The sequence below is a fragment of the Streptomyces sp. NPDC056738 genome (assembly GCF_042790435.1).
Taxonomy (GTDB): Bacteria; Actinomycetota; Actinomycetes; order Streptomycetales; family Streptomycetaceae; genus Streptomyces.
Map to the genome: position 1 here is coordinate 558,593 of NZ_JBHTZF010000002.1, position 24,589 is coordinate 583,181.

Below are 24,589 nucleotides of genomic sequence, written 5' to 3' on the forward strand. Positions count from 1 at the left end.
TACGCGCCTCCCTGTCGTCTCGTACGGGCGCCACCGCGGGTTCTTCGCGGTGGCGCCCGGGGTGCGGGTGCTGTGCCGGTGCGGGGCATCAGGCGTCCGTGCGGACCAGCCGGTAGGCGGCGCCCGCCAGCGCCAGCACGGTCCAGCCGAGGAAGACCACCAGTCCGGCGGTGGGGGACAGCGAGGTCGCGTCGTGGGTCAGCGCGAACATCGACTCGCCCGCGTTGCTGGGCAGGTACGGGCTGATGTTGTCCTGCCACGAGCTGGGCAGCAGCGAGATCAGACCGGGCACCAGCATGAGGGAGGCGACCAGGACGGAGATGCCGCCGGCGACCGAGCGGAGCAGCGCGCCCAGGGCCGTGCCGATCACACCGACCAGGCCGAGGTAGAGGCCCGCGCCCAGGAGACTGCGGACCACGCCCGAGTGGGACAGGGTCAGGGCCGCGGGCGTGCCCGAGACGATCCCGCTGTCGATCGTGAAGGCGACGAAGACGCCGACGGTCGCGACGACCAGCGCGACCAGCCCGAACACCGAGGCCTTGGACCACAGCACCGGCAGGCGGCGCGGCACGGCGGCCAGGGTGGAGCGGATCATGCCGGTCGAGTACTCGCCCGCGGTGATCAGCACGCCCAGCACGCCGAGCGCCAGTTGGGCGAAGTTCGTGCCGAACACGGAGAGGCTGAGCGCGGTGGCCGCGACGTCGTCCCGGTGCAGCGGGCGCCCGGAATTGAGCTCGGACTTGTAGTGCGCGGCGGCGATGACACCGAACGCGACGAGGAACAGCAGTCCGAGGCCGAGGGTGATCCACGTGGAACGCAGGGACCACAGCTTCGCCCACTCGGAGCGCAGCACCCGGCGTCCGGTGACCTTGTACTCCGGACGGGCCGCCCGTACGGGGACGGGCGCGGGGCTGTCGGTGACGGTGACGGTGCTCATGCCGCCCTCCCGGGGGCCTCGACGGTGGCGCTGGCGTGGTACTCGACGGCGTCGCGGGTCAGGTCCATGAACGCCTCCTCCAGGGAGACGGTCCGGGAGCTGAGCTGGAACAGCGCGATGCCGTGCTCGGCGGCCTTGAGCCCGATGGCCCGTGCGGACAGACCCGTCACCAGGAGCTCCTCGGACCCGGCCGTACCGGTGATCTCGACGCCGGGACCGGCCAGTACGTCGCGCAGCCGGGACGCCTGGTCGGACGCCACGGTGACGGTGTCGCCGCCGGCCTGCTGGACGAGCTCACGCACGGTGGTGTCCGCCAGCAGACGCCCTCGCCCGACGACGATCAGGTGGTCGGCGACGAGTGCCATCTCGCTCATCAGGTGCGAGGAGACGAAGACCGTACGGCCGTCCGCCGCGAGTCCGGTCAGCAGGTTGCGGATCCACAGCACGCCCTCGGGGTCCAGTCCGTTGACCGGCTCGTCGAGCATGATCGTGGCCGGGTCGCCGAGGAGGGCCGCGGCGATGCCGAGGCGCTGGCCCATGCCGAGGGAGAAGGCGCCCGCGCGCTTCTTGGCCACGGACTGAAGGCCGGTCAGTTCGATGACCTCCTCCACCCGGCGGCGCGGAATGCCGTGGGTGTAGGCCTGAGCCATGAGGTGGTCGAAAGCGGAACGGCCCGGGTGGATGGACTTGGCCTCCAGCAGCGCGCCGACCTCCTGGAGCGGGGCGCTGTGCTGCGCGTAGTGCTTGCCGTTGACCGTGACGCTGCCGCCGGACGGTGCGTCCAGTCCGACGATCATGCGCATGGTGGTCGACTTGCCCGCGCCGTTCGGGCCCAGGAAGCCGGTGACGGTGCCGGGCTTCACGACGAAGTCCAGTTGGTCCACCGCCGTCTTCTCCCCGTACCGCTTCGTCAGCTGTTGTGCCTCGATCATCGAAGTTCCCTTGCTTTCGGGGGCAGGCCCCCCACCTGACTGCTCACCCACAACGCTAGGAGACGTCCGCGCCGGAACCGTGGTACCGGAGAGCTCGGTTGGGGTGGGGCGCGTAGTACCGCGGTATCACCCCGCTACGGCGTTCGGATGACCGGACCGGTCAAGGGGCTGCTCCCTCAACCACGCGCCGACGGTGCGGGAACCCTGTGCGCCGAAATGGCAGGGGTGACAATTGACAGGCCCGGCGCCGGTGGTGAGGGTGTCACCATGCCAGAGAGAACCGAGAAGCCAGGTCTGCGCGAGCGCAAGAAGGAAGAGACCCGGCGCGGGCTGCGCGAGGCCGCCGGCCGGCTCTTCGCCGAGCACGGTTTCGCGCAGACCACGGTGGCCGACATCGCCGCCGAGGCGAACGTGTCGGAGCGGACCTTCTTCCGCTACTTCGACAGCAAGGAAGCCCTCCTCCTCCCGGACGGGATCGAGCTCTTCGCCCGCATAGAGGAGGCGTTCCTGGCCCGGCCGGACAGCGACACGCCGCTCGAAGCGGCCTGCGGCGCCATCACGGACGCGGTCTCCTACTTCGCCACCAGCAGCCTGACCGCCCTCGCCCATCCGCTCGGCGAGATCCGCGAACAGGCGCGCGAGGGTCTGTCCCGTCAGTTCCAGCAGTTCGAGGCACGTCTGACCGCGCTCGTCCTGGAGCGCCTCCCCGCGGAGGAGCCGGACGCCGACCTGCGGGCCGCCGTCATCGCCAACTGTGCGCTGGGCGCCGCGCGGGCCGTCCTGCGGACCCTGCGCGACCGCCGTACGGCCGGAGTTCCCGTCGAACCCGACCGGCTGCTCCCGCAGGCCTTCACCTTCCTGACCATGATCGGAGCCACTCCCTCGTGAACCGTCGCCGTCGTTACGCCGTCACCGCCATAGGTCTGACCGTGGTGGTCGCGGCAGCCGTGACCACCGATCTCTTCGTGGAGCACAAGGTGCGGGGCCGGGTCGCGGAGACCGCCGCGTGCCGCCTCGGCACGACCAAGGGGGTGCGGGTCGACCTCGACGACACCCTGGCCGGACTCAAGGCGCTCACCGGCACGGTCGGCGCCGTCCACGTCAGCGCCGAGGGCGTGCGCCGCCAGGGCACCGACATGGACGTCGACGCGCACCTGCGCGACGTGTCGACCGGCGGTGCCACCTCCGGCGGGACCGCGACCGCCACCATCGCCTACGCCGCGCTCGACCACACTGCCGGTCTCCGGGGCGGCGCCGGCACCGAGGGGCTGAAGACGGGCACGGACGGCACCCGTCTCACCCTCACGGGCTCCGCGGGCGCCACCGGTCTGCCCGTCACGGTGGCCACCACCCTGTCCACCACGTCCCACGGCCTCACCATCACCCCGAAGAGCGTCCTGGTCCTCGGCCGTGAGGTCCCGGTGTCGGAGCTGTCCGCGCTGCCGGGCGCCGGGGGACTCGCGGCCCGGCTCAAGCCGCGCACCGTCGAGATCAAGGAGCTGCCCCGGGGCACCGCGCTCGTCGGCGCCCACGCCGAAGGCGCCGGTCTCGTCCTGGACTTCACCGTGGCACCCGCCCGTGCGGGGCAGGCGGTGAACGCGGCGGGCGTAACCGGTTCGGCTTCCGCGTGTGCGTCGGCGAAGGGGCAGGCCGAGAGCTGACGATAAAAGTGGCAGGGATGACAATTGACGGCACTGTCATCTTCCCGGTTAAGTTGTGGCAGCCCTGTCACTTCTTCTGGAGGCGCGGTGTCCCTTCCCCCTGCCCCGCTGTCCCTGGCGCCGCTTCCCGTCGCGCCCCGGCCGTCCGCCCTGCACCGCACGGGCGCCTTCTGCGCGCGGCACGCCGTGTGGGTGATCGCCGCCTGGCTGGTGGTGCTGGCGGCGGCGTTCGCCGGCCGGCACGCGGTCGGCGCGACCTTCGGTGACGAGGTCACCCTCCCCGGCAGCCAGGCGAGCAGCGGCGCCGATCTGCTGGCGAGGTCCGACCCCGCGGCGGGTGCGGCCGGCGGAAAGGTCGTCCTGCACGTCGACTCGGGCACGGTGTCCGACCACGCCACAGCGGTGGAGGAGACGCTCGGCCGTCTGAAGGGTCTGCCCCATGTCACCGCCGTCGCCGCACCGGTGACCAGCACCGACGGCGCGACCGCCTACACGGCGGTGTCCTTCGACCGGAAGCTGAAGTCCCTCGGCCACGCCTACACCGAGCGGCTCGACGAGGCGACGGCTCCCGCCAGGGACGCGGGAATCGGCGTCGGCTACGGAGGCGACCTGCACGACATCGTGCGCGCCCCCGCCGACGACGCCCTCGCCGAGGCGACCGGCGTCGGCGCCGCGCTGATCGTGCTGCTGCTCGCCTTCGGCAGTGTCGCCGCCGCCCTCATGCCGCTGGTCACCGCCCTGATCAGCGTCGGCGTCGGCCTCGGGGTGGTCGGCATCGTGGCCGGCACGCTCACCTTCGCCACCTCGGCCCCCACCCTGGCCACGATGATCGGGCTCGGCGTGGGCATCGACTACGCGCTCTTCCTGATCACGCGGTTCCGTCAGTACGTGATCGACGGGGACGATCCCCGTACGGCGGTCGGCCGCACGACCGCCGTGAGCGGCAAGGCGGTTCTGGTGGCCGCCGGCACGGTCGCCGTGGCCCTGCTCAGCCTGTACGCCTGCGGTCTGACCATGATCGGGCGGCTGGGGCTGGCCGCCACCGTCGCGGTGGTCGTCACGGCGGCCGCGGCGCTCACCCTGGTGCCCGCGGCCATGGGACTCGTGGGCCGCCGCGTCGACGTACTCCGTGTCCGCCGCAGGCCGGTCGCCGAGAGCTCCGGTGACCACGACGGATGGCACCGCTACGCGCGCCTGGTCGCCCGGCACCCGTGGCGGTTCCTCACCGCCGGACTCGCCGTCGTCGTCCTCTGCTCGGTACCGCTGTTCTCCATGCGCCTCGGACACATCGACGACGGCGCGGACCCGGCGGGCAGCACCACCCGCGACGCCTACGACTGGATCGCCGACGCCGACGGTCCCGGCTTCGGGCCGGGTGCCAACGGACCCTTCACCCTGGTCGTCGACCTCACCCACGCGACCGTGTCCGCCGACCGGGTCGCGGACCTGGTCACCGACGGGCTGACGGGGACGGACGGCGTCGCCCGCGTGACACCCCCGCGCACCAGCCCGGACGGCAGGATCCTCGTCACCACCGTCGTCCCCGCCACCGGCCCCCAGTCGGCCGACACGGGGACCCTGTTCGCCACCCTCACCGACACCGCCCTGCCCCGGACCCTCGAAGGCACCGGCGCGACGGGGCACCTGACCGGGAGCACCGCGGGCCAGCTCGAGTTCCGCGACACGGTCACCGAACGCCTGCCCCTGATCATCGGCATCGTGCTCGTCGCCGCGTTCCTGCTCCTGGCGGTCGTCTTCCGGAGCCTGGTGATCCCCCTCAAGGCGGTCGCCCTGAACCTGCTCACGACCGGCGCGTCGTACGGCGTCCTGGTCGCCGTCTTCCAATGGGGCTGGGGCGACGGCCTGCTCGGCCTGGGCGAGCCCGTGCCGATCGAGTCCTACGTCCCCATGATGATGTTCGCCATCGTCTTCGGCCTGTCGATGGACTACGAGATCTTCCTGCTCTCGCGCATCGCCGAGGAGTGGCACGCGACCGGTGACAACGAGCGCTCGGTCGGCACCGGCCTCTCGCTCACCGGGCGGGTCATCACCTGCGCCGCGCTCATCATGACGGCCGTGTTCCTGTCCTTCACCGGCTCACCGGCCGTCGTGGTGAAGATGCTCGCCCTCGGCCTCGCCATCAGTGTCGTCCTCGACGCCACCGTCGTACGCCTCGTCCTCGTACCGTCGCTCATGTTCCTGATGGGGCGGGCCAACTGGTGGCTGCCGGAATGGCTGGACCGCCGGCTGCCGAACTGGACCGTCTGACGCAGGGGACGCGGCTCCCGCTCGGGGAGCCGCCGAGCGAGGTCGATGCGGGGTCGAGCCGCCACGGTCGCTATCATCCGATAGTGGCGATTTGTTGACATTTCTCTCATGTGTGGTCTTTCCTCCGGGGTGGTCGATGACCCGCAAGCTGCCGACCGACGACGACGAGCTGCTCACCAGGCTCGGATCGCTGACGGCCCAGGCACGTGAACGCGCGGAGTTCCAGCGCTCACAGGTCGAACTGGCCATCGCGCTGCAACGCGGCATGCTTCCGGGCGACATGCCCTCCGCCCCGGGATTCGACGTGGCCGTCCAGTACGCGCCCGCCTGCTACGGCCTCAACGTGGGCGGCGACTGGTACGACGCCTTCCGGCTGTCCGACGGACGCATCGGTCTGTCCATCGGCGACGTGCAGGGACACAACATCGAGGCCGCCGCGTTCATGGGGCAGGTCAGGGTCGGCCTGAGGGCCCTGGCCTCCGTCGCCGGGGACCCGGGGGAGCTGCTCACCCGGACCAACGACCTCCTCCTGTCCATCGGCTCCGACCTCTTCGCCACCTGCACCTTCATGCGCCTCGACCCCGCCACCGGCATGCTGGAGAGCGCGCGGGCCGGGCACATACCCTGCGTCTGGGCGTCGGCGGACGGAAAGGCCGGCATCACCCAGGACGAGGGCGGCCCACCGCTCGGCATCGAGGCCGGGATGCGCTACCCGGTGACTCGGCACCGCCTCACCACCGGCGGCGTCTTCGTCCTGTTGACCGACGGTGTCGTCGAGGGTCCCTCGATGCACGTGGACGAAGGACTCGACCAGGTCGTACGGCTCGCCGGAGTCGCCGCCGTCGCGGGCCTGTCGGCCGGTTCCCTGGCCGCCCGCGTCATCAAGGGCGCCGAACGCGTGGGGCACGAGGACGACGCGGCCGTCCTCGTGGTCCGCCACGGCGCGCCCACCGTCCCGCTCCGGTGACGCGACAGGCCGTCCGGCTTCCCTGACGGGACCTCCTTGGGACCGCGTGGGCCGCGCCCGCCGTCACGGGCGACCACCGCGGCCTCGCCTCGCCGACAGGGCCCCGGCGGTGTCTGATGGCTCTGTGGTGGCTACACAGGAGATGCGCCGACCGGCCGTCTTCGCCCTTCAGACACTGGTGATCGCCGCCTGCTACTACGGAGCAGGACGGCTGGGACTCATGCGGCGGCTCACGGTCGAAGGCGCTGTGTTCACACCCATCTGGCCGCCCAGCGGCGTCGCGGTGGCCGCCCTGCTGCTCCTCGGGATCCGGGCGTGGCTCGGGATCGCGATCGGGGCGCTCCTGGTCGTCCTGTCCCTCTCCTCGTTCTCCACGCTCCAGCCCTCCGCGGCGGGCATCGTCGCGGGCAACACGATCGCGCCGGTCTGCGCCTACCTCCTGCTGCTCGCCGTGCACTTCCGCACGGATCTGAGCCGGTTCCGCGACGGTCTCGCCCTGGTCTTCCTGGCCGCGCTGGGCGCCATGACGATCAGCGCGACCGCGGACGTCGGCGTGCTGGTGGTGACGGACAAACTGGCCCTGGGCGACTTCTGGCCGGTCTGGCTGGCCTGGTGGGTGGGCGACGCGATGGGCGTCCTCATCGTCACCCCGGTCATCCTGATGCTGTACGCCATACGAGCGCCGGTGGGCCTGTCACGGTGGAAGGAGGCCGCCCTCATCCTCGTCGCGGCCGCGGTCCTGGTGCCGGTCGCCACCCGCAGCTCCATCAGCATGCTGTTCCTGGTCTATCCGCTGCTGATCTGGGCGGCCCTGCGGTTCGAACTCGCGGGCAGCCTGGTGTGCGCCCTCTTCGCCTCCGTCATGGCCACCGTCGCGGCGACGCAGGAGGTGGGTCCCTTCCACCGGCTGAGCCATGTCGAAGTCATGATCAAACTCCAGGCCTTCAACGGAACCATGGCGCTGACGGCCCTCCTCCTGTCCGCCGTCATCACCGAACAGCGCAACACCAGACGCTCCGTCGAACTGGCCTGCCAAGAACTGGTGGAGGTCCTCGAACATCTGACGGCCGGGAATCCCACGCCCAGACCGCCTCCCGTGGAGGAGGACGGCCACGCTTGACGGCGGGACACCAGCGCCGCTGCCGCCCTGTTCCGCGGGCGCCCGACCGCACTCCCGAGGGACGCGGTCCGGCGCCCCTTCCGGCTGCCCCGACGGCACCGTGCCGTCGTACGGCCCGGTGGGGAAGGATGAGACCACCAGCGAAGAACCACCGACGTGGAGGTGCGGGTACATGCAGCACGAGCGAGCGGGCCGTCCGGCCGGCCCCGAGGACCTCGTCGACGTAGCCCGGTTGGTCACCGCGTACTACGCGCTCCACCCCGACCCGGCCGAACCCGGCCAGCGCGTCGCCTTCGGCACGTCCGGACACCGCGGCTCGTCCCTGGCGACCGCGTTCAACGAGGACCACATCGCCGCGACGAGCCAGGCCATCTGCGAGTACCGGGACGGCCAGGGCATCGACGGCCCGCTCTTCCTGGGCGCCGACAGCCACGCGCTCTCGGAACCCGCGAAGGTCACCGCCCTGGAGGTGTTCGCGGCCAACGACGTGTCCGTGCTCCTCGACAGCGCGGACGGCTACACGCCCACACCGGCGGTCTCGCACGCCATCCTCACGTACAACCGGGGACGCTCCGCGGGCCTCGCCGACGGTGTGGTCGTCACCCCCTCCCACAATCCGCCCGCCGACGGCGGGTTCAAGTACAACCCCCCGAACGGCGGCCCGGCGGGCTCCGAGGCGACCTCCTGGATCCAGGACCGGGCCAACGAACTCATCAGGGACGGCCTCAAGGACGTACGGCGTATCCCCTACGCCCGCGCGCTCGCCGCGCCCGGCACCGGCCGTCACGACTTCCTCGGCACCTACGTGGCCGATCTCCCGCAGGTGCTGGACCTGGACGCGATCCGGGCGGCCGGAGTCCGCATCGGTGCCGACCCGCTGGGCGGGGCGTCGGTCGCCTACTGGGGGCGCATCGCCGAGCAGCACGCGCTGGACCTGACCGTGGTCAACCCGCTCACCGACCCCACCTGGCGTTTCATGACGCTCGACTGGGACGGCAAGATCCGGATGGACTGCTCGTCGCCCTACGCGATGGCCTCGCTCATCGAACAGCGGGATCGCTTCCAGATCTCCACGGGCAACGACGCCGACGCCGACCGGCACGGGATCGTCACCCCGGACGGCGGCCTCATGAACCCCAACCACTATCTCGCCGCCGCCATCGCCTACCTCTACTCCCACCGGGAGCAGTGGCCCGCCGGGACGGGGATCGGCAAGACCCTGGTGTCGTCCGGCATGATCGACCGGGTCGCCGCCGACCTCGGTCGCCGACTGGTCGAGGTGCCCGTCGGATTCAAGTGGTTCGTGGACGGGCTGGTCGACGGCTCCCTCGGCTTCGGCGGAGAGGAGTCGGCGGGCGCCTCCTTCCTGCGCCGCGACGGCTCGGTCTGGACCACCGACAAGGACGGCATCATCCTCGCCCTGCTCGCCTCCGAGATCACCGGAGTCACCGGGAAGACGCCCTCCGAGCACTACGCCGGGCTCACCTCGCGCTTCGGTGAGCCGGCCTACGAGCGCATCGACGCCCCGGCCTCGCGCGAGGAGAAGGCCCTCCTGGCCAAGCTGTCACCCGCGCAGATCACCACCGACACCCTCGCCGGGGAGACGGTCACCGCGGTCCTCACCGAGGCGCCGGGCAACGGCGCGCCCATCGGCGGCATCAAGGTGACCACCGAGAGCGCCTGGTTCGCCGCCCGCCCGTCGGGGACCGAGGACGTGTACAAGATCTACGCGGAGTCGTTCCTCGGGACCGATCACCTGCGCCGGGTGCAGGACGAGGCGAAGGCGGTGGTCTCCGCGGCCCTGTCCGGCTGACCCGGCCGGACACGACGGAGTCGCGGGGCGGTTCGATCATGCCGAACCGCGCTTCGTAGAGCCGGATCCGGAAGCCCCGGCCGACGGCGGGTGCCGGGGCCTGTCCGGCCGGTTCGCGTCGTCGCCGGCCGTCCCGGCGGACGGAGAGGGCCGGGTGGGCGTGGACGGGGAGGGCCGGGTGGGCGGAACGGGCAGGCGGACGGGACGGTCGGGCAAGGCCTGGGGGCGCGCCGTCTGTCCGTCGGCGGTTCGGCGGCATGATGGCCCGTATGCGCATCCGTATCGACGCCCACGACCTGCCCGGCCGCACCTGTCCCGTCCCCGACGGCCGTGGCACCGTCCCGGTGTACGACAACATCCATGTGGCTGTGCAACGCCGTGACCGTCCGGCCGAACTGCTCGACCCCCAGCCCGGCGACGCCGCCCGCGCGACCTGGACGCTCGACTGCACGGTCGCGCCCTCGCCGACGGGGCCGGAACTGAAGGGGCCCTACCTCCAGCACCGCCTGGGGCACCGGTTCATCTATCTGTCGTGGGGCACCGTCGACGAGGCGGGGGTCTTCAGCATGTTCCGCCGCGCCAAGCTGATGCTCGACGCCGTCCCCGCCGACGTGCTCGCCGAGGCCGCGCGCGAGGGGCTCCTCGTCGCGCGGCTGGGTCTGACCGACGCGCACGGCCATCCGCGCTGCGCCCGCGTCGTGCCCCCGGACATCGCGTGGACGGCCGAAGCCGCCGCCTAGTCCCACCGAGAGTTAGAACCTCTAACGAAAGCTCTTGACGCTCACGCTTGCCGGTTATATCTTCTAACTAAAGCGATAGCAGATAACTCGCGGAACGCAGTGGAGGTCGTCATGAACGCCGAAGGGCTCGTCGAGGTCGTCCTGCCGGGCCAGGTGGAGCCGGAGGGGCTGGAGATCCGGCACGGCGCCGTGCCCGTCGCGGGCCCCGGTCAGGTCGTCGTCCGGATGGAGGCGACCGGCGTCTCCTTCGCCGAGCAGCAGATGCGCCGCGGGCGGTACTACGACCAGCCGCCGTTCCCCTTCGTGCCCGGCTACGACCTCGTCGGCACGGTTCTCACCACCGGACCCGGAGTGGACCCGGGGCTGGCCGGCACCCGGGTCGCCGCCCTCCTCAAGGTCGGCGGCTGGGCCAGCCACGTATGCGTGGACGCGGCCGACGTCGTACCGGTGCCCGACGGGATCGGGGCCGCCGAGGCGGAGACCGTGGTCGTCAACGGCATCACCGCCTGGCAGATGCTGCACCGCAAGGCGCGGATCCGCGCGGGCCGGACCGTTCTCGTCCACGGCGCCAACGGCGGCGTCGGTTCGGTCCTGGTCCAGCTCGCGCGCGCCGCGGGCGCCGAGGTGATCGGTACCGCGTCGGCGCGCCACCACGACGCCCTGCGGGAGCAGGGTGTGATCCCCGTCGACTACCGCGCCGGGAACGTCGCGGCACGCGTACGTGAACTCGCGCCCGGCGGGGTCGACGCCGTGTTCGACCACGTCGGAGGCCGCAGCGCCGTCGACTCCTGGCGCCTGCTCGCCCCCGGCGGCACGCTCGTGGCCTACGGCAGCGCCTCCACCCGGGACGACACGGGGTCCAAGCAGTGGCCCGTGCTCAAGCTGCTCGGCCGGGTCTGGCTGTGGAACGCCCTGCCCAACGGCCGCCACGCGTACTTCTTCAACATCTGGGCCGGCCGCGCCCTGTCCCGGAGCCGCTTCCGGGCCCGGCTGCGCGCCGACCTCACCCAGGTCTTCGGCGCCCTCCAGCGCGGTGACGTCACCGCCCGGATCGCCGCCCGGCTGCCGCTGACCGAGGCGGCCGAGGCCCTGCGGCTGGCCGAGTCCGGCACGGTCGCCGGAAAGGTCGTCCTCAATCCGTAGGGCGCCGGACCGTCGTACGGGGTCGCGGTGTCCTCGGGGGAGAGGCGCGCTGTCCTCCGGAGCTAGGGCTGCTCCTCCACGACCATCTCGCCCAGCAGGGACCAGTCGTCCTGGGGGATCTTCATGTTCACGATGCGCGGTGTCGCGGTCAGGTGCCGGGGCAGGGCCTGCTGGGCGGCCTTGAAGTGCGCGGACTGGACGTGGGACGCGCCGGCCTCGTCGTCCCGGAAGGCCTCGACCAGGACGTACTCCGTCGGGTCGTCCAGGCTCCGGGACCAGTCGAACCACAGACAGCCGGCCTCGGCGCGGGTGGCCGCCGTGAAGTCGGCGGTGATCTCGGGCCACTTCTCCGCGTCCTCGGGGCGGACGCTGAACTTGACGGTGATGAAGATCATGAGGGCTCCTCGCGTCGGTGTCGAGCCATTCTGTGCCGCCCGCGGCAGGGGAACGCCAGGGGCCTGTAGGCCGATCGGGGGAACCTCCGCGACCGGATCGCTCCTGTCCGGGGCCCGTTCTCGAACGGCCTTGCGGAGCCCTGTCGGCCTCTGTATCGTTTTTCGATAACATCGATAATCGATATGGGGGAGTCATGGCGAGGGTACGCAATCCACTGGAGCCGATGTCGAGCGCGGTCACGATGATCGTGACGCTGTTCGCGGCGGTGACCGTCCTTGGCGTGTTCGGTTCGATGTTCATGGACGGAGTCAGCGTCCTTCGCATCGGGGACACGACGGTCTGCGTCACGGACACGACGACTACGGTGGGCGCCGGCGACGAGCCGTCCCCCATGGGGTTCAGGGCGGCGCCGGGGGCCTCGATGAGCCTGGACGCCCATCCGAGCTTCTGCACGCGCGATCCCAGCACGGTCCAGGGCCTGCTCAACACCGCGACCCAGCTTCCCTCGTTCGTCTTCACCGTCGGGGCGCTCCTGCTCGTCCTCCGGCTGATCAGGGGAGCCGAGGGTGACGGCCTCTACACCGCGCGGACGGCGCGTCGGCTGCGCGGCGTGGGCTGGTGGCTGCTGGCGGGCAGTGTGCTCGCCGCGATCGCGGAGTCCTTGAGCGAGAAGGCGCTGATCCATTCGCTGAGCCGAGGCGGCGACGTCAGCGCCCTGTCCGGGCTCGTCTCGTGGGACGCTCCGTACATGGCGATACTCACCGGCCTCGGCGTCCTCTCCTTCGCACGGATCATGCGCGTCGGCGTCGCCATGCGAGAAGACCTCGACGGAACGGTCTGATGCCCGAGGACAAGGAGGAGCACGCGATCGAGGTCCACCTCGACCGTCTGCTCGAAGAACGCGGGATGACGCTGGCGGAGCTCGCGGACCGGGTCGGTGTCACCCATGTGAACCTGTCGATCCTGAAGAACGGCCGGGCCAGAGCCGTACGGTTCACCACGCTGACCCGGCTCTGCGAGGTGCTGGAGTGCCAGCCGGGCGACCTTCTCAGCTACCGCCCGCCCGGGCAGGGGACCGGACGGACCGTCATGTGACGGCCCGTTCCCCCGGTCCGGGGGCGTCGGCTTCGGGCTGCTCGTCGGTGAGTTCGGGCTCCAGGCCTTCACCGACGTCGGCGTGAGGCCTCCCGGTGTCGGCCCGCCAGGCCTCGAACGCCCAGGCGGTGAGGGCGACGACGGTCAGGCCGAGCAGCCAGCCGCCCAGCACGTCACTGAACCAGTGGACGCCCAGCGCGACCCGGGTGAACCCGACGCCGACGACGGAGAACACCGCGGCGCCCCAGCACAGCGCGCGCCAGGAACGCGGCACGAGCGGCAGCAGGACCAGCAGCAGGATGGCGAAGGACGTCGTGGCCGTCATCGCGTGACCCGAGGGGAAGGAGAACCCCGGCGCCCGAGCCACCGGATCCTCCAGCGACGGACGTGCCCGCTCGACGACCGTCTTCACCAGGAGCCCGATGAACCCGCCGGCCACCGCCGTCACCGCGGACCACGCGGCCAGACGCCAGGCCCGGCGGTACAGGAGCCACGCCGTCAGCAACGCGACAGCCGTACGCAAGGTGACCGGATCCCAGACCCGGTCGGAGAGGAAACGCAGCGTACTGGTCCAGGAGGGATGCTCCAGGGCGATCTCGTGCAGCCGGCGGGCGGCGCCCGCGTCCAGTCGGCGCAGGGGCTGCCATCTGCCCTCGACCAGCACGAGGAGCAGACCGAACGGCACCGCGGTGATCGCGGCCACCGCGGCCGAGCCGAGCAGCCGGGCGCCGAAGCGGCGGTCGGCCGTCCGTCGGCGCTCCCGCAGTTCCCGCAGCTTCCGGACCGTTGTGCGCGTCGGCATTCAGACTCCCGGGTCGGGTTCGACCGGACCGGGGCGCCGTGCGCGCGAGGCTTCGAGCTGGGCGGCGAAGGACAGTCCGAGGAACAGGGCGATGGAGGTCAGATAGGCCCAGAGGAGGAGGGACATGAAGGCACTCAGGGGGCCGTAGACCGTGTCGAAGGTGCCGCTGATCCCGAGGTAGAGACTCAGCAGCCAGGTCAGCGCCGTCCACAGCACCAGGTACACGGCGGCGCCGAAGACCAGCCAGGTGTAGCCGGGCTGGCGGCGGCGTGGGGAGCGGCGGAAGATCGCGCTGGCCGAGATGAGGGCGAGGAGCAGACCGGAGGGCCAACGCAGGAGATCCCAGGCGGTCTTGGCGGCTCCGTCGAGGTGGTAGACGGTCACGACCGCGGACGCCAGGTCGCCGCCGGCCACCATCAGGATGAATCCGAGGCCCAGCGGGATGCCCGCGCTCAGGGACATGACCAGGCCGCGCAGGTACTTCCGGTGGAAGACGCGGTCGCGTTCGTTCCCGTAGATCCGGTTGGCACCCCGCTCGATCTGGCACATGGCGGTGGTCACGTTGACCAGGGAGAAGGCCAGTCCGAACCACAGGGCGACCTGCGCCCCGTCGCCCGCGGTGTGCCGGCTGCGGCGCAGCGCGTCGTCGACGACGTCGGCGCTCGGGCCCGCGGCGATCCGGCGGATCGTCAGTTCGGCGACCCTGCCGAAGTTCTCGGTGTGCAGGACCGAGGACAGACCCACGAACGCGATGGCGAGCGGGATCAGGGCCAGCACCGTCTGAAGGGCGAGCGCGCGGGAATGGCTGAACCCGTCGGCGTAGCGGAACCGGATGAACGCGTCGCGCAGCAGGGGCCAGCCGCCGTAGCGGCGCAGCGACGCGAGGGCTTCGTCGGCGGAGAGCTCGTCGCCGGACATGGCGTGGGTCTCCGGGACCTTGGTCGCGGTACCCATTCACTTCTCCCTGGAGGGGAGCAGGACGGTCAGGGCGCCGGGGCGGACCTCGGCGGTGAGACGTCGGCCGGGGCCCACCGGATCACCGTCGAGTTCCCTGGACTGCGGTGTGTCGAAGGTGAGTTCGGCGCGCCGGAAGGTGAAGAACTCCACGGGGACGCCGTGGTGGTCCTCGCCCTCCGCCGCGAGGGTCTGCACGGTGGACGGCCGGGGAGGCGTGGCGCGCCCGCGCAGCAGTGTGCCGATGGCGCGGATCCAGCCGCCCGGTCCGCGCGGGTCGAGGACGAGGAGGTCGAGCTGTCCGTCGTCGGGGCGGGCGGCGGGCAGCAGCGTGACCCCGCCCTGCACGGTTCCGACGTTGGCGACGAGCACCATGCGGGCCGTGCGGCGGAACGCGGGGGCTCCGTCGAGCCGGATCGTCACCCGCATCCGGGGCGTGCGCAGGGTCCCGATGCCGGCCAGGGCGTAGGCGGGCCAGCCGAGGGCCGACTTGGCACGTGGATCGGTGTGCTCCATCATCGCGGCGTCGAGTCCGGCCCCGGCCATCGCGGTGAACCGGGTGGCGGGCAGGCCGTCGCCCTCGACGGCGGCGAGGTCGAGCGGGTGCGGACCGCCGGTCAGCGCGGCTTCGAGCGCGTCCACGGGGGAGAGCGGCAGACCGAGGTTGCGGGCCAGCAGATTGCCGGTGCCGCAGGGGACGACGGCCAGGGGGACGCCGCTGTCGGCCAGGGCGTCGGCGACCGCGCGGACCGTTCCGTCACCGCCGCAGACCACCACGAGGGTCGCGCCCTCGCGGACCGCGCGGGCCGTCTGTCCCGCCCCGGGATCGTCCGCGGTGGTCTCCAGGAACACGGGGTCGCGGTGGCCGTGCCGTTCGAGGGTTTGCCGCAGTTCGTCGCGCTGGGCCTCGTCGGTCACCGTGGGATTGAGGATCACGGCGGTCGTGCCGGGCGCACGCTCCTCGACGGCCGGTGCGGCCGGAGTGCCGCCGGTGGAGGGCGCCGCGGTCACGGACGGGTCGACCAGCAGGGCGCGCCCCACGATCAGCAGGGACAGCCCGCCGTTGGTGAGGCCGCCCAGGACGTCGGTGGGGTGGTGCATGCCCCGGTAGAGCCGGGCGGCAGCCACGAGCAGCGGCAGGAGCAGCAGCAGAGCGGCCACGATCCTGCGCCACGGCCCGCGGACGCGGGAGAGCACGAGAACCGCCAGACCCGCGTAGAGCGCGGTCGCCGCGCCGGTGTGCCCGGAGGTGTAACTCGACGTGGGCGGCGACGCGTCGAGGCGGTCCACCTCCGGCCGGTGGCGGTCCACCGACTCGGTGATGGCCAGGAACACCAGCGACTGCAGCGAGACGGCGACGGCGAGGAAGACCGCCTGGCGCCACATCGGGAGGCGGGGTATCAGGAGCAGCCCCAGACAGACCGCGAGCGTGATGGTCACGACCGTGAGGGTGTTGCCGGCCTCGGAGGCGATGGACGACAGCGTGGTGAGGGTGCCGGTGCGGGCCTGTTCGAGCCGCTCGTTCACGGTGTCCTCGGCCGTCAGCGGCCACAGCCCGTGGGCGGGTCCGGTGATCAGCAGTCCGAGGCCCACCATCGTGGCCGCCTGGCACGCCGTCAGCGCGGCGATGCGGGCGGCGGTGCGGCCGGTGCCCCGGGGCAGTGCGAACGACCGGGGGGAGCCGGAGGCTTCGGTGCGGCTGCCGGCTGGTCCGGCGGCTCTGTCCGGTAGGGCGGTCGGCATCGGTTCTCCCAGGGGCAGCGCGGTGGGCCGTTGTCCGCCCGGGACGCGCTTCCTCCCGGGTCCACGGCCGTCTGCCCCGGATCGCCTCGGACAGACCTGCTACGACGTGCGCCCGGACGGAAACAGGTCCGCCCCGGGGACGCGACCTTGAGGTCGCGTCCCCGGGGCGGACGTGTGTCGGCTCTGTGTCGGCTCAGCCGTGGTAGGTGATGTAGCCGTTGCCGTCACGGTCGTTGGCGGACTTGGTGTACGAGTGGACGTCGGCACGGGCGCCGGACGACTTGTACAGGTAGATGCTGTCCTTGTCGTTGTTCCAGATGAAGTTGCAGTTCTGGCGGTAGACGACGTTGCCGGCGTCCGAGTCGGTGCCGTGGCCGCCGCGCAGCTTCACCGAGTCCCCGGGCTCCAGGTAGTGGTTCGCCGGGAAGGTGAACTTGTTGCCCGTCGCGTCCTTGACGACGTACCCCTTGAGGTTCACGGTCGTACCGGACGAGTAGTTCTTGATGACCAGGTACTCGCTCTTGGTGTTGCCGCTGGAGCAACTGTTGGAGTCACGGCCGGGCGCGTCGTACTGGACGCCCTTGATCTTCAGCGCGGACGAATACTCCGTGGCCTGGGCCGGAGCCGTGGCGATGGCGGCGAGCGTGCCGGCAGCGGCGGCGGTGACGGCCAGGGCAGTGCGGATACGCATGAGGAATCCCCCCTCAGTGGTGCGGATGAAGCCCCGTGAGCATACCGATGATGTGATCAATAAATGACGGAGTTGTGTGGGACTCGTAAGACTCTCCGGTCAGGGGCCCGCTGTGACTTCGCTTACCTTCTCTTGTCCGACAAGAAAGGCATACCTAAGTTCTCTCCCATGGCTCCACGAATTCCCCCGCTCCCCAGCGGCCCCGACCCCGAGCTGGTCGAGTTCTCCGTCGACCTCACCGCCCAGGAGGTCCAGCGACAGGCCCAGGTCCTGTCCGTCCTCGGCCCCGACTGGGACCCGATGGAGGTCATGCGCCAGGAGGAGGCCGCGTACGCCCTCCTGTACTCCGGGCTCGACGAGGAGCAGCGGCGCGTGTACGACGACCTCGTCGCGGCCGGCGTACTTCCCCGTCGCGGAGACGGCCGTGCTGCCGCTTGACCCGCAGGCGGACGTCGGCCGGCGGGCGTGGGTGACCTGCCCGAACTGCGCGGACAGTCACGGATGCGCCTCCTGCGCACAGCGGCGGTCGTGCTCCGACCACTGGCGCTACCTGCTCTCCACCACCGGAAGCCTGCTCCACCTGCAGTGCCCGTCGTGCACCCACGTCTGGGTCCACGAGACCGGATTCGGCGCCACCCGATCCGTGTGGAGCCGCATCACGGGCCGCCGCCCGGGACGCTGACCCGGTGGGTCGGCGGCGCGGGCACAGGATCCGCGCACCCCTGATGACCAGCAGGTCATGCCGGGGTTATCCTCAGGGCCCTAGGCGGGTCGAACTCGTCCGACGCGCCCCTGTGGGAAGATCACAGCCCCGCACGACAGCAGTCCGGGCCCGCGCACGCCATCGCTCGTAGATTCGAAGACGCTCGCGGCCCACCGGTGGATGACGGACCGGCCCGCGCGGGTAAAGAAACTGCATGCGCATCTGCGCGAACATCCCACTGCCGAAGGACTGCCGGTCTTGGACCTCCCACACTCAGAATCCCCTGCCGCGCGGCGTCCTGGGCGCACCTGGACCGTCCGCATCTCCGGCCACAGCGACCGCACCGCGTCGGTCACGTGCTCCTCTCCCTGCGCGATGCCGCCGCGGTCCCGTGACCTCGCCGCGCTGCGCCGCTTCGCCGAGGCCCACATCGGCGCGCACGCCCGCGCGGCCACCGTGCACGCGGACGCCGCCTGCGCCTGCCGGCAGGCGCAGTGCGCCGCGCACGAGGGCACCCAGGTGCACTGCATGGGCAGCGTGCTGCTGGTGCTGCGCCATGATCCGGCCATTGCCCAGGTGTGGAACCTGATGGAAGTGTGCGCCGCCTGCGCCCCGTTGATGACGCACACCCGCGTCCTGGGCCGCGCCCTGCCGCGCACCCGCACGCCGTCCGCGCCCTCCGCTCCGGCGGCCACCGCCGCCGCCCCCGCGGTCGCTCCCGCGGTTCCCGGCGGCTTCAGCGCCCCGAGCGGACCCGGCTTCAACAGCGCGGACGCGCCCCCGGCACCGTCGCGCCGCCGCTCCGGCGGACCCGGCCGCCCCCAGTCGCGGCAGGGCCGGCGCGACCAGGGCAGATCGCGCGGCTGACCGCGATCCCGCCCGCTCCCGGCCGGTCGCGGTCCGGCCCGCACCGGGCCGGCCCCGCGGACATGGCGCGCCGGAGGCGGGCGCGAGGCCCGGATCGGGGCATTTCGTGAACGGCACCTGTTCGGTTGAGGGTTCACCATCGACTGAAAGGTGTTGCATGACTTTGCGCAATTCTTGCAGGCGTTGCAAGGTGGCTCGCGCCGCGGCTCCACGGCCGCCGCATCCGCCGACCTGAAGGACGCCTCCATGCTCACCATCAGCCGCTTCGTACCTCCGCGCGGGCTCAGGGCGGCTCTGGGCCTGTCCGTCGCCGTGCTGGGCCTGCTGGGTGCCGCCGGCGCGCCCGCCATCGCGCGCGACGCCGGACCGGACGTCCTCATGGGAGAGGCCGTCGACACGACCCCCGTCCCGGACTGCGTCCACTACTACAGCGACTGGCGCTACACGACCGTCGTCAACGACTGCGACACCACCGTGGACGTCACCGTCCGGTACACCGAGTACCAGGACGCGCCGTGCCGCACCCTGCTGCCCCGGGCGATCGCCACCTTCGCCGGCTACGGCCCCCAGCTCAACTACGTCACCGGGCTGAGCGGCTGCACACCGCCCGGCGTGTGACGGCGCCGCGCGTCGCGCCGGCCCGGGCGGGGGTCTCCCCGCGCCCGGGCCTCCGGCCGGCGCCGGCCGTACGCCGTCGCGCCGTCACGCTGCCGGGCTGTCCAGGGGCCTCAGTTCGTCGGCGTACGAGACGGAGACACGGCGCATCAGACCGTCCTCGGTGATGTCGTACTGCCCGAGGCGCCACAGCGGCGGCGAGTAGGCGTGCAGGGAGACCGCGTCGTCGGTGGCGCCGGTGAGACGGTGGATGTGGTCGGGGCCGAAGCAGAACGAGTGGCCCGCACCGACACCGACGGACAGATGGCGGCCGCCGATACGGGGGTTGGACTCGGTCAGCACGCCCTGCACCACCCGCACCGCGCCCGAGGAGATGTCGTGGTCGTGCCAGCCGGTGTCGTTCCGCCGGGTCCAGCACAGCAGCCAGACGTCGACGTACGCGTCGCGGTGCAGCGAGACGTAGTGCCGTTCGTCGTGGGAGAAGGCGATCAGGTCCAGCCACAGCCCGGGTCGGGCGGCGAGGTCGTCGACGAGTTCCCGCAGCTCGTGCTTGTCGAGCGTGCGGTCCGGCAGGGACGAGTACGTCACGGCGGGACTCCCTTCCAGAGGTGGTCCGCGGGGCGGCTCAGGTGTGGCCGTGCAGCAGACGGGCGGGGTTGACGGTGCGCAGGGCGTGGACGGCGGCGTCCGCTCCCAGGTCGGGGACGACGGGCGACGCGTAGGGGCGGTCGCTTCCGCTGACGACGCCGTCGACACCGACGGCCCGGACGAGGGCGTCCACGGCTCGGGTGCCGTACGAGGACGTGTCGTAGAAGACGTCGAAGTCGACCTCGCCCCGGCCGCCGCCCCGCGCCGCGAGCCGTTCGCCGTGCAAGGGGGCCAGGCCGGCGAGTGCGGCGAAGCAGACGCGCAGTCCCGGATGGCGGGCGCGGCCGAAGGCCCGGAACGCGAACCACGCCGCGTGGAGCTGTGCTTGGTAGGGGACGAGGGCCGCCCACCAGGGCGGGGCCGCGGGAGCGGGTGGCGCCTTGCCGGGGTGGACGAACAAGGGCTTGCCCAGGCGGTTGAGGACGTCGAGCAACGGAGCGCAGGTGTGCCAGCCCGCCGCGTCCAGGAGCGCGGTGGCCGGGAGGTGGAGTCCCACGCAGCCCCGGCGCAGTTCGCGCTCCACCGCCTCGGGGTCCGGTTCGCTCAGACAGGCGGAGGCCCACACGCCGAACGGCGCGGGCAGGGCGAGCGCCCCGTCGTGGAAGGCGCTCAGCAGCGGCACGGCTTCCGCCGCGGGCAGATGCTCGATGCCCAGGGGTCCGGAGAGGGAGACCAGGGCGAGGTCCAGACCGTCGGCGAGGGCCAGACGTGTCCGGGTGCCGAGGTCGTGGTCGGCCGGGTCCACCTCGTAGGGCGGCTCGCCCTCCAGGCGCAGCGTCCAGCCGTCGAGGTGCGGCGGCGCGGTGCGCGCACGCAGCAGTTCGACGAGATCCGGCGGCCAGAGGTGCTGGTGGACGTCGACGGGCATCCTGAAGTCCTCGATGGGTCCGAAGTCCTTGATGAATCCGTGCCGTTGTCGCTGAGGAGCGAAGGTTAACCGCTTCAGTGATGCGCTTAACTTAAGCGGTTAACAACGCGCCCTGTCAATCACTCGCCCCTGCACTCGTTCCTGCTCTCGCCCGCGCCGAGGGCACGGCCCGGTAGGCTTTCCGGCATGGTCAGGCCTCAGAAGCGCACCACCCTCAGGGAGGTGGCCGAGGCCACCGGCCTCTCCACCGCCGCCGTCTCCTACGCCCTGCGCGGCAAGCATGTCTCCAAGGAGACCGAGGAACGGGTGCGCAAGGCCGCGGCCGAACTCGGCTACGAGGCCCACCCCATCGCCCGTGCCCTCGCGAGCGGCCGCACCAGCATGGTCGGCGTGCTCGCCGGCGACCTCCAGGACCTGTGGCAGCAGCAGCTCATGGCGGCGATCGGCCGGGAGCTCCTGGCGGGCGACCGCTACGCCCTGATCCTGGACGCGGGCGGCGACCCCGACCGCGAGCTCGTCCTCGCCAAGCAACTGCGCGACCAGCGGGTCGACGCCCTCGTGGTGTCCCCGGTGAACCCCGCGGCGAAGCAGTGGTCGGCGATCGCCGACGCGCTGCCGGTCGTCGCCGTCGGCGACTCGCTGAGCCGGGCGCGCACGGCCGGACAGGTCATCTTCGACAACCGGGCCGGCATCGACGCCGTCCTGGAGTATCTCCACGGTCTCGGCCACCGCCGGGTGACCGTCCTGACCCCGACCCGGCCGAGTACGCCCGACCGGCCCGCCGACGTCTATGTGCGCGAGGCGGCGGACCGCATCGGCCTGCGGGCCGAACTCGTGCCCTGCCCGCAGGAGTTGGGTGCGGCGACCGTCGTCGCGCGGCGGGTCCTGGACGGGGAGCGGCGCGCCACGGCCGTCTTCTGCTTCTCCGACTCCCTGGCCTACGGGGTGTACGCGGCCGCGGCCGAGGCGTCACTCGTCGTGGGGCGCGACGTCTCCGTGGTCGGCTTCGACGACCACCCCGTCTCCCGGGTCCTCGCGCCGCCGCTGACCACGGTCGGCTGGGGACTGACGCAGATCGCCGCGGAGGCCGCCCGGTTGACCGCGTCCGCGATCGAGGGGAAGCGGGCGCGCCGAAAGGCGATCCTGTGCGCCCCCTCCATGTGCGTGCGCGGCTCGGCCGTGGCCGTCTGACGGCCGCACCGGCACCGTCGGGCGGTGCCCGGCCCGGTCAGGGGCAGTGGTACGCGAGCTTCGTCGACACGGTGCGACGCACGGGGGAGAGCAGGTGCAGCTCGGCACGTGCCGCGTACCGGCCGTCGCCCTGGAAGGTCCACAACAGGTGCATGCGGGCCTGCTTCTGATCACGCGTCAGGTCCTCGCGCAGGACGCCCGAGGAGGTGCCGTCGCTGCGGACCCAGCGGTACGTCAGCTCACCGGCCCTGCCGTTGGTGCTCACCGTGGCCGTGATGTCGGTGGTCTCGCCGCAGCCGGGGGAGGGTGACGCGGCGGAGACCGTGACGTCGTGCACCCCGAGGGACGGGGTGGCGCGGTGCCACAGGAGGAAGGCGACGACGGCCAGCAGCACCACGCCGGGCAGCGCGTGCCGGCGCCAGGTCCGGCGTCGTACCGGCGCGGCCGGAGCGACGTGGCCCATCCGGCGCATGGTGTCGGCGGTCACGCCGGGGCCGAAGCGCAGCAGCGTGCCCTCGACCCGGTCGGGCCGGACCTCCCCGGCCCCGCCGCCGGACAGCTCGACCGTCGCCGGACTCCCGGTGAGGGCAAGGGTGTCGGAGGAGTCCGGCCGCTGGATCCAATGGCTGGCCAGTGCGGTCGCGCTGTAGTCGTCGTCGGGGGAGGAGGCGCCCGAGGCGCTCTGGTTCTGGTTCATCCGATCGAGCACCGCCGGGTGAGAAGCTGCTGCCATCCGCCGCCGTCGGCGGAGGCGGGCTGGGTCCTGCCCTGCACACCCCAGTAGCAGCCCGTTCCCTGGAACGTGTGGTCGAGGGCGATGGTGTACTGGGTCGAACCGCTGCGCCGGTACGTCTCCGCCGCCCCGTCCTGCGTTCCGGCCTGGCCGCTGACCTCACCGGTGAACCAGGCGACCGTGAGTGTGACCGGCCCGGTGCCGTCGGTCGTGACGGTGACCGTCGCCGCCGCCGTCGAGGTTCCCGTCTGCCGGAAACCGCTGAACACGACGGACTTGACGCCGACGCTGGGGGACGGCGACGGGGAGGCGGTGGTGGGCGAGGCCGTCGGCGTGGCGGGTGTCGTCGGCGGCGCGAGCGTGGCCGACGCGGAGGCGTCGGGGGTCGCGGACGCCGACGCGGTCGGCCCGGCGGTGGCGTCCGTGGCCGAGCCGGACGGAGTGGGCGAGGCCGACGTGGACGACGAGGACGACGGCGACGGGGAGCCGGAGTCCGCGGTCGCGGTGGGGCCGCCGTCACCGGTCGGCTGCGCGCTGGTGGTGGCCAGTGCCTCGGCGGCCCTGCGGGGTGTGCCGAAGTCCGGGGCGTGCCGGTCGATGCCGTACGTCAGCAGCAGGGCCGCGACGAGCGCGGCGACGGACACCAGCAGGGAGCGGAGGCTCGGCCGCCAGGCCCGGAGCCGGTCCGAAGTCCTGGCGAGGATCGTGCGCGCGGTGTCCGTGGCGTGACGCGGCACGGAGGGGGCGGAGGGAAGCAGCAGGAGGAACAGGGCCACGAGCGCCGCGAGTTGCCGGCGGCCGCGCTCCTCCCAGTCCGGGCCGTACGCTCCGCCAGCCGTCGCCTCCAGCTCCGCGACGAAGTCCTCGGCGTGGGCGGGCCGTTGCTCGGGTGCCTTGGCGAGCCCCCGCTGGACCAGCGAGCGGACCGGTTCGGGGACCTCGTCGGCGGGGATGGCCCCGTCCACGTGCTGAAGGGCGAGTTCGGCGAGGTTCTCGCCCGTGTAGGGCTTGCGGCCGGTCAGACACTCGAAGAACGTCGCGGTCGCCGCGTAGACGTCGGCGGCGGGCGAGGCGGGCGCGCCGGTCCACTGCTCGGGAGCCATGTACGACGGTGTGCCCGCGATGCCGGCCGTCGTGCCGTCGGTGGCGGCGATCCCGAAGTCGACGAGCTTCGACGTGCCGTCCGGGCGGACGAGCACGTTCTCCGGCTTGTAGTCACGGTGGACGACGCCGACGCGGTGGGCATCGGCGAGGCCGAGCAGCGAGCCCTTGAGGAGGACGAGGGCGGCCTCGGGATCGAGGGGCGCCTGCTGGGCGAGCAGGACCCGCAGGCACACGCCGTCCACCAGCTCCATGACGATGGCCGCGCCCTCGGGTCCCTCCACGTACTCGTAGAGGCCGGCCACGTGGTCGCTGCGCAGCCCGCCGAGCAGCCGCGCCTCCGCCCGGAACTCCTGGACGAAGCCCGGACGGGTGCGCAGCGACTCGCTGAGGTACTTCACCGCGACCGGATGACCGGTCTCCTCGTGCACGGCCAGCGCGACCCGACCGCTCGCCCCCGAACCGAGCTCGCGGGACTCGCTGTAGCCCGGTACCGCCCATGTGCTCATGACTCATGCCTCCCCGAGACGTGGGGCCCGTGCGGCAGTCCGGTCCCCACGCGCTCCAGTCCTGTGCTGAGACACGATCGGGGCCGCTTCGG

26 protein-coding genes are annotated in these 24,589 nt (G+C 72.2%); 15 read left to right on the top strand and 11 right to left on the bottom strand.

Features of this window, described 5'->3' with window-relative positions; translation table 11 throughout:
- Nucleotides 1-88: 88 nt before the first annotated feature.
- Nucleotides 89-937, bottom strand: coding sequence for an ABC transporter permease (locus ACFRIC_RS06195; protein ID WP_382780120.1), 849 nt, complete (start codon nt 935-937; stop codon nt 89-91).
- The gene (locus tag ACFRIC_RS06200) at nt 934-1,869 is read right to left on the bottom strand and encodes an ATP-binding cassette domain-containing protein (RefSeq protein WP_382780122.1); all 936 of its coding nucleotides are present in this window, start codon (nt 1,867-1,869) and stop codon (nt 934-936) included. Before ACFRIC_RS06200 ends, ACFRIC_RS06195 begins: the two co-directional genes overlap by 4 nt.
- Nucleotides 1,870-2,136: 267 nt before the next feature.
- Between ACFRIC_RS06200 and ACFRIC_RS06205 the strand changes: the two genes are divergently transcribed.
- The 8 genes from ACFRIC_RS06205 to ACFRIC_RS06240 all read left to right on the top strand — a co-directional run bounded on the left by ACFRIC_RS06205 (nt 2,137) and on the right by ACFRIC_RS06240 (nt 11,581).
- Nucleotides 2,137-2,757: a TetR/AcrR family transcriptional regulator gene (locus tag ACFRIC_RS06205; protein WP_382780124.1), complete on the top strand. Its 621-nt coding sequence runs from the start codon at nt 2,137-2,139 to the stop codon at nt 2,755-2,757.
- Nucleotides 2,754-3,530, top strand: coding sequence for a hypothetical protein (locus tag ACFRIC_RS06210; RefSeq protein WP_382780126.1), 777 nt, complete (start codon nt 2,754-2,756; stop codon nt 3,528-3,530). Before ACFRIC_RS06205 ends, ACFRIC_RS06210 begins: the two co-directional genes overlap by 4 nt.
- Nucleotides 3,531-3,617: 87 nt before the next feature.
- Nucleotides 3,618-5,798 carry an MMPL family transporter gene (locus ACFRIC_RS06215; RefSeq protein ID WP_382780129.1) on the top strand — a complete coding sequence of 727 codons (2,181 nt, stop codon included), beginning with the start codon at nt 3,618-3,620 and terminating at the stop codon, nt 5,796-5,798.
- Nucleotides 5,799-5,934: 136 nt separating this feature from the next.
- Nucleotides 5,935-6,765: a PP2C family protein-serine/threonine phosphatase gene (locus tag ACFRIC_RS06220; protein ID WP_382780132.1), complete on the top strand. Its 831-nt coding sequence runs from the start codon at nt 5,935-5,937 to the stop codon at nt 6,763-6,765.
- A gap of 124 nt (nt 6,766-6,889) precedes the next feature.
- The gene (locus ACFRIC_RS06225; RefSeq protein ID WP_382780135.1) at nt 6,890-7,885 is read left to right on the top strand and encodes an MASE1 domain-containing protein; all 996 of its coding nucleotides are present in this window, start codon (nt 6,890-6,892) and stop codon (nt 7,883-7,885) included.
- A gap of 172 nt (nt 7,886-8,057) precedes the next feature.
- Nucleotides 8,058-9,698, top strand: coding sequence for a phosphoglucomutase (alpha-D-glucose-1,6-bisphosphate-dependent) (gene pgm / locus ACFRIC_RS06230; RefSeq protein WP_382780138.1), 1,641 nt, complete (start codon nt 8,058-8,060; stop codon nt 9,696-9,698).
- 269 nt (nt 9,699-9,967) lie between these two features.
- The gene (locus tag ACFRIC_RS06235) at nt 9,968-10,438 is read left to right on the top strand and encodes a DUF5990 family protein (RefSeq protein ID WP_382780141.1); all 471 of its coding nucleotides are present in this window, start codon (nt 9,968-9,970) and stop codon (nt 10,436-10,438) included.
- 111 nt (nt 10,439-10,549) lie between these two features.
- Nucleotides 10,550-11,581: a medium chain dehydrogenase/reductase family protein gene (locus ACFRIC_RS06240; RefSeq protein WP_382780145.1), complete on the top strand. Its 1,032-nt coding sequence runs from the start codon at nt 10,550-10,552 to the stop codon at nt 11,579-11,581.
- Nucleotides 11,582-11,643: 62 nt separating this feature from the next.
- Here ACFRIC_RS06240 and ACFRIC_RS06245 read toward each other — a convergent pair whose 3' ends face one another.
- Nucleotides 11,644-11,976: a putative quinol monooxygenase gene (locus tag ACFRIC_RS06245; RefSeq protein ID WP_382780147.1), complete on the bottom strand. Its 333-nt coding sequence runs from the start codon at nt 11,974-11,976 to the stop codon at nt 11,644-11,646.
- Nucleotides 11,977-12,170: 194 nt separating this feature from the next.
- On the opposite strand from ACFRIC_RS06245, the gene ACFRIC_RS06250 reads away from it, so the two are divergent.
- Both ACFRIC_RS06250 and ACFRIC_RS06255 read left to right on the top strand, forming a co-directional pair.
- The gene (locus ACFRIC_RS06250; RefSeq protein WP_382780149.1) at nt 12,171-12,818 is read left to right on the top strand and encodes a DUF2975 domain-containing protein; all 648 of its coding nucleotides are present in this window, start codon (nt 12,171-12,173) and stop codon (nt 12,816-12,818) included.
- On the top strand, nt 12,818-13,072 hold the full coding sequence (locus ACFRIC_RS06255) for a helix-turn-helix domain-containing protein (RefSeq protein WP_382780154.1): 255 nt from the start codon (nt 12,818-12,820) through the stop codon (nt 13,070-13,072). Before ACFRIC_RS06250 ends, ACFRIC_RS06255 begins: the two co-directional genes overlap by 1 nt.
- On the opposite strand, the gene ACFRIC_RS06260 is transcribed toward ACFRIC_RS06255, so the two are convergent.
- The 4 genes from ACFRIC_RS06260 to ACFRIC_RS06275 all read right to left on the bottom strand — a co-directional run bounded on the left by ACFRIC_RS06260 (nt 13,065) and on the right by ACFRIC_RS06275 (nt 17,262).
- Nucleotides 13,065-13,874, bottom strand: a complete 810-nt coding sequence (locus ACFRIC_RS06260; protein ID WP_382780157.1) for a phosphatase PAP2 family protein — start codon at nt 13,872-13,874, stop codon at nt 13,065-13,067. The two genes, ACFRIC_RS06255 and ACFRIC_RS06260, sit on opposite strands and share 8 nt — an antisense overlap.
- Nucleotides 13,875-14,828, bottom strand: coding sequence for a YihY/virulence factor BrkB family protein (locus ACFRIC_RS06265; protein ID WP_382780160.1), 954 nt, complete (start codon nt 14,826-14,828; stop codon nt 13,875-13,877).
- Nucleotides 14,829-16,571, bottom strand: coding sequence for a diacylglycerol kinase family protein (locus ACFRIC_RS06270; RefSeq protein ID WP_382780164.1), 1,743 nt, complete (start codon nt 16,569-16,571; stop codon nt 14,829-14,831).
- 193 nt (nt 16,572-16,764) lie between these two features.
- Nucleotides 16,765-17,262, bottom strand: coding sequence for a lamin tail domain-containing protein (locus ACFRIC_RS06275; RefSeq protein ID WP_382780167.1), 498 nt, complete (start codon nt 17,260-17,262; stop codon nt 16,765-16,767).
- Nucleotides 17,263-17,430: 168 nt separating this feature from the next.
- On the opposite strand from ACFRIC_RS06275, the gene ACFRIC_RS06280 reads away from it, so the two are divergent.
- The 4 genes from ACFRIC_RS06280 to ACFRIC_RS06295 all read left to right on the top strand — a co-directional run bounded on the left by ACFRIC_RS06280 (nt 17,431) and on the right by ACFRIC_RS06295 (nt 19,450).
- Nucleotides 17,431-17,700: a DUF6400 family protein gene (locus ACFRIC_RS06280; RefSeq protein ID WP_382780170.1), complete on the top strand. Its 270-nt coding sequence runs from the start codon at nt 17,431-17,433 to the stop codon at nt 17,698-17,700.
- The gene (locus ACFRIC_RS06285) at nt 17,687-17,944 is read left to right on the top strand and encodes a hypothetical protein (RefSeq protein ID WP_382780174.1); all 258 of its coding nucleotides are present in this window, start codon (nt 17,687-17,689) and stop codon (nt 17,942-17,944) included. Before ACFRIC_RS06280 ends, ACFRIC_RS06285 begins: the two co-directional genes overlap by 14 nt.
- A gap of 396 nt (nt 17,945-18,340) precedes the next feature.
- Complete coding sequence (locus ACFRIC_RS06290; protein ID WP_382780176.1) at nt 18,341-18,832, top strand: hypothetical protein; 492 nt, start codon at nt 18,341-18,343, stop codon at nt 18,830-18,832.
- 246 nt (nt 18,833-19,078) lie between these two features.
- Nucleotides 19,079-19,450 (top strand): alpha-amylase, encoded by a 372-nt coding sequence (locus ACFRIC_RS06295; RefSeq protein WP_382780179.1) that lies wholly within the window; start codon nt 19,079-19,081, stop codon nt 19,448-19,450.
- An 84-nt stretch (nt 19,451-19,534) separates the two neighbouring features.
- Here ACFRIC_RS06295 and ACFRIC_RS06300 read toward each other — a convergent pair whose 3' ends face one another.
- Together ACFRIC_RS06300 and ACFRIC_RS06305 are read right to left on the bottom strand one after the other, a co-directional pair.
- Entirely contained in the window at nt 19,535-20,035 is a 501-nt protein-coding gene (locus ACFRIC_RS06300) for a cysteine dioxygenase (RefSeq protein WP_382780182.1), read from the bottom strand.
- A gap of 37 nt (nt 20,036-20,072) precedes the next feature.
- On the bottom strand, nt 20,073-20,963 hold the full coding sequence (locus ACFRIC_RS06305) for an amidohydrolase (RefSeq protein ID WP_382780185.1): 891 nt from the start codon (nt 20,961-20,963) through the stop codon (nt 20,073-20,075).
- A 186-nt stretch (nt 20,964-21,149) separates the two neighbouring features.
- On the opposite strand from ACFRIC_RS06305, the gene ACFRIC_RS06310 reads away from it, so the two are divergent.
- The gene (locus ACFRIC_RS06310) at nt 21,150-22,154 is read left to right on the top strand and encodes a LacI family DNA-binding transcriptional regulator (RefSeq protein ID WP_382780188.1); all 1,005 of its coding nucleotides are present in this window, start codon (nt 21,150-21,152) and stop codon (nt 22,152-22,154) included.
- A 37-nt stretch (nt 22,155-22,191) separates the two neighbouring features.
- Here the strand turns inward: ACFRIC_RS06310 and ACFRIC_RS06315 are convergent, their stop codons facing one another.
- Nucleotides 22,192-22,851: a hypothetical protein gene (locus ACFRIC_RS06315; RefSeq protein ID WP_382780191.1), complete on the bottom strand. Its 660-nt coding sequence runs from the start codon at nt 22,849-22,851 to the stop codon at nt 22,192-22,194.
- Nucleotides 22,848-24,497 (bottom strand): serine/threonine-protein kinase, encoded by a 1,650-nt coding sequence (locus tag ACFRIC_RS06320; RefSeq protein WP_382780193.1) that lies wholly within the window; start codon nt 24,495-24,497, stop codon nt 22,848-22,850. Before ACFRIC_RS06320 ends, ACFRIC_RS06315 begins: the two co-directional genes overlap by 4 nt.
- Nucleotides 24,498-24,589: the final 92 nt, after the last annotated feature.

Excerpts from the sequence above, each read along its gene's own strand:
- ACFRIC_RS06195 (WP_382780120.1), bottom strand. The coding sequence starts at position 937 with ATGAGCACCGTCACCGTCACCGACAGCCCCGCGCCCGTCCCCGTACGG.
- ACFRIC_RS06200 (WP_382780122.1), bottom strand. The coding sequence starts at position 1,869 with ATGATCGAGGCACAACAGCTGACGAAGCGGTACGGGGAGAAGACGGCG.
- ACFRIC_RS06205 (WP_382780124.1), top strand. The coding sequence starts at position 2,137 with ATGCCAGAGAGAACCGAGAAGCCAGGTCTGCGCGAGCGCAAGAAGGAA.
- ACFRIC_RS06220 (WP_382780132.1), top strand. The coding sequence starts at position 5,935 with ATGACCCGCAAGCTGCCGACCGACGACGACGAGCTGCTCACCAGGCTC.
- pgm (WP_382780138.1), top strand. The coding sequence starts at position 8,058 with ATGCAGCACGAGCGAGCGGGCCGTCCGGCCGGCCCCGAGGACCTCGTC.
- ACFRIC_RS06235 (WP_382780141.1), top strand. The coding sequence starts at position 9,968 with ATGCGCATCCGTATCGACGCCCACGACCTGCCCGGCCGCACCTGTCCC.
- ACFRIC_RS06240 (WP_382780145.1), top strand. The coding sequence starts at position 10,550 with ATGAACGCCGAAGGGCTCGTCGAGGTCGTCCTGCCGGGCCAGGTGGAG.
- ACFRIC_RS06245 (WP_382780147.1), bottom strand. The coding sequence starts at position 11,976 with ATGATCTTCATCACCGTCAAGTTCAGCGTCCGCCCCGAGGACGCGGAG.
- ACFRIC_RS06250 (WP_382780149.1), top strand. The coding sequence starts at position 12,171 with ATGGCGAGGGTACGCAATCCACTGGAGCCGATGTCGAGCGCGGTCACG.
- ACFRIC_RS06255 (WP_382780154.1), top strand. The coding sequence starts at position 12,818 with ATGCCCGAGGACAAGGAGGAGCACGCGATCGAGGTCCACCTCGACCGT.
- ACFRIC_RS06260 (WP_382780157.1), bottom strand. The coding sequence starts at position 13,874 with ATGCCGACGCGCACAACGGTCCGGAAGCTGCGGGAACTGCGGGAGCGC.
- ACFRIC_RS06265 (WP_382780160.1), bottom strand. The coding sequence starts at position 14,828 with ATGGGTACCGCGACCAAGGTCCCGGAGACCCACGCCATGTCCGGCGAC.
- ACFRIC_RS06270 (WP_382780164.1), bottom strand. The coding sequence starts at position 16,571 with ATGCCGACCGCCCTACCGGACAGAGCCGCCGGACCAGCCGGCAGCCGC.
- ACFRIC_RS06275 (WP_382780167.1), bottom strand. The coding sequence starts at position 17,262 with ATGCGTATCCGCACTGCCCTGGCCGTCACCGCCGCCGCTGCCGGCACG.
- ACFRIC_RS06280 (WP_382780170.1), top strand. The coding sequence starts at position 17,431 with ATGGCTCCACGAATTCCCCCGCTCCCCAGCGGCCCCGACCCCGAGCTG.
- ACFRIC_RS06290 (WP_382780176.1), top strand. The coding sequence starts at position 18,341 with ATGCCGCCGCGGTCCCGTGACCTCGCCGCGCTGCGCCGCTTCGCCGAG.
- ACFRIC_RS06295 (WP_382780179.1), top strand. The coding sequence starts at position 19,079 with ATGCTCACCATCAGCCGCTTCGTACCTCCGCGCGGGCTCAGGGCGGCT.
- ACFRIC_RS06305 (WP_382780185.1), bottom strand. The coding sequence starts at position 20,963 with ATGCCCGTCGACGTCCACCAGCACCTCTGGCCGCCGGATCTCGTCGAA.
- ACFRIC_RS06310 (WP_382780188.1), top strand. The coding sequence starts at position 21,150 with ATGGTCAGGCCTCAGAAGCGCACCACCCTCAGGGAGGTGGCCGAGGCC.
- ACFRIC_RS06315 (WP_382780191.1), bottom strand. The coding sequence starts at position 22,851 with ATGAACCAGAACCAGAGCGCCTCGGGCGCCTCCTCCCCCGACGACGAC.
- ACFRIC_RS06320 (WP_382780193.1), bottom strand. The coding sequence starts at position 24,497 with ATGAGCACATGGGCGGTACCGGGCTACAGCGAGTCCCGCGAGCTCGGT.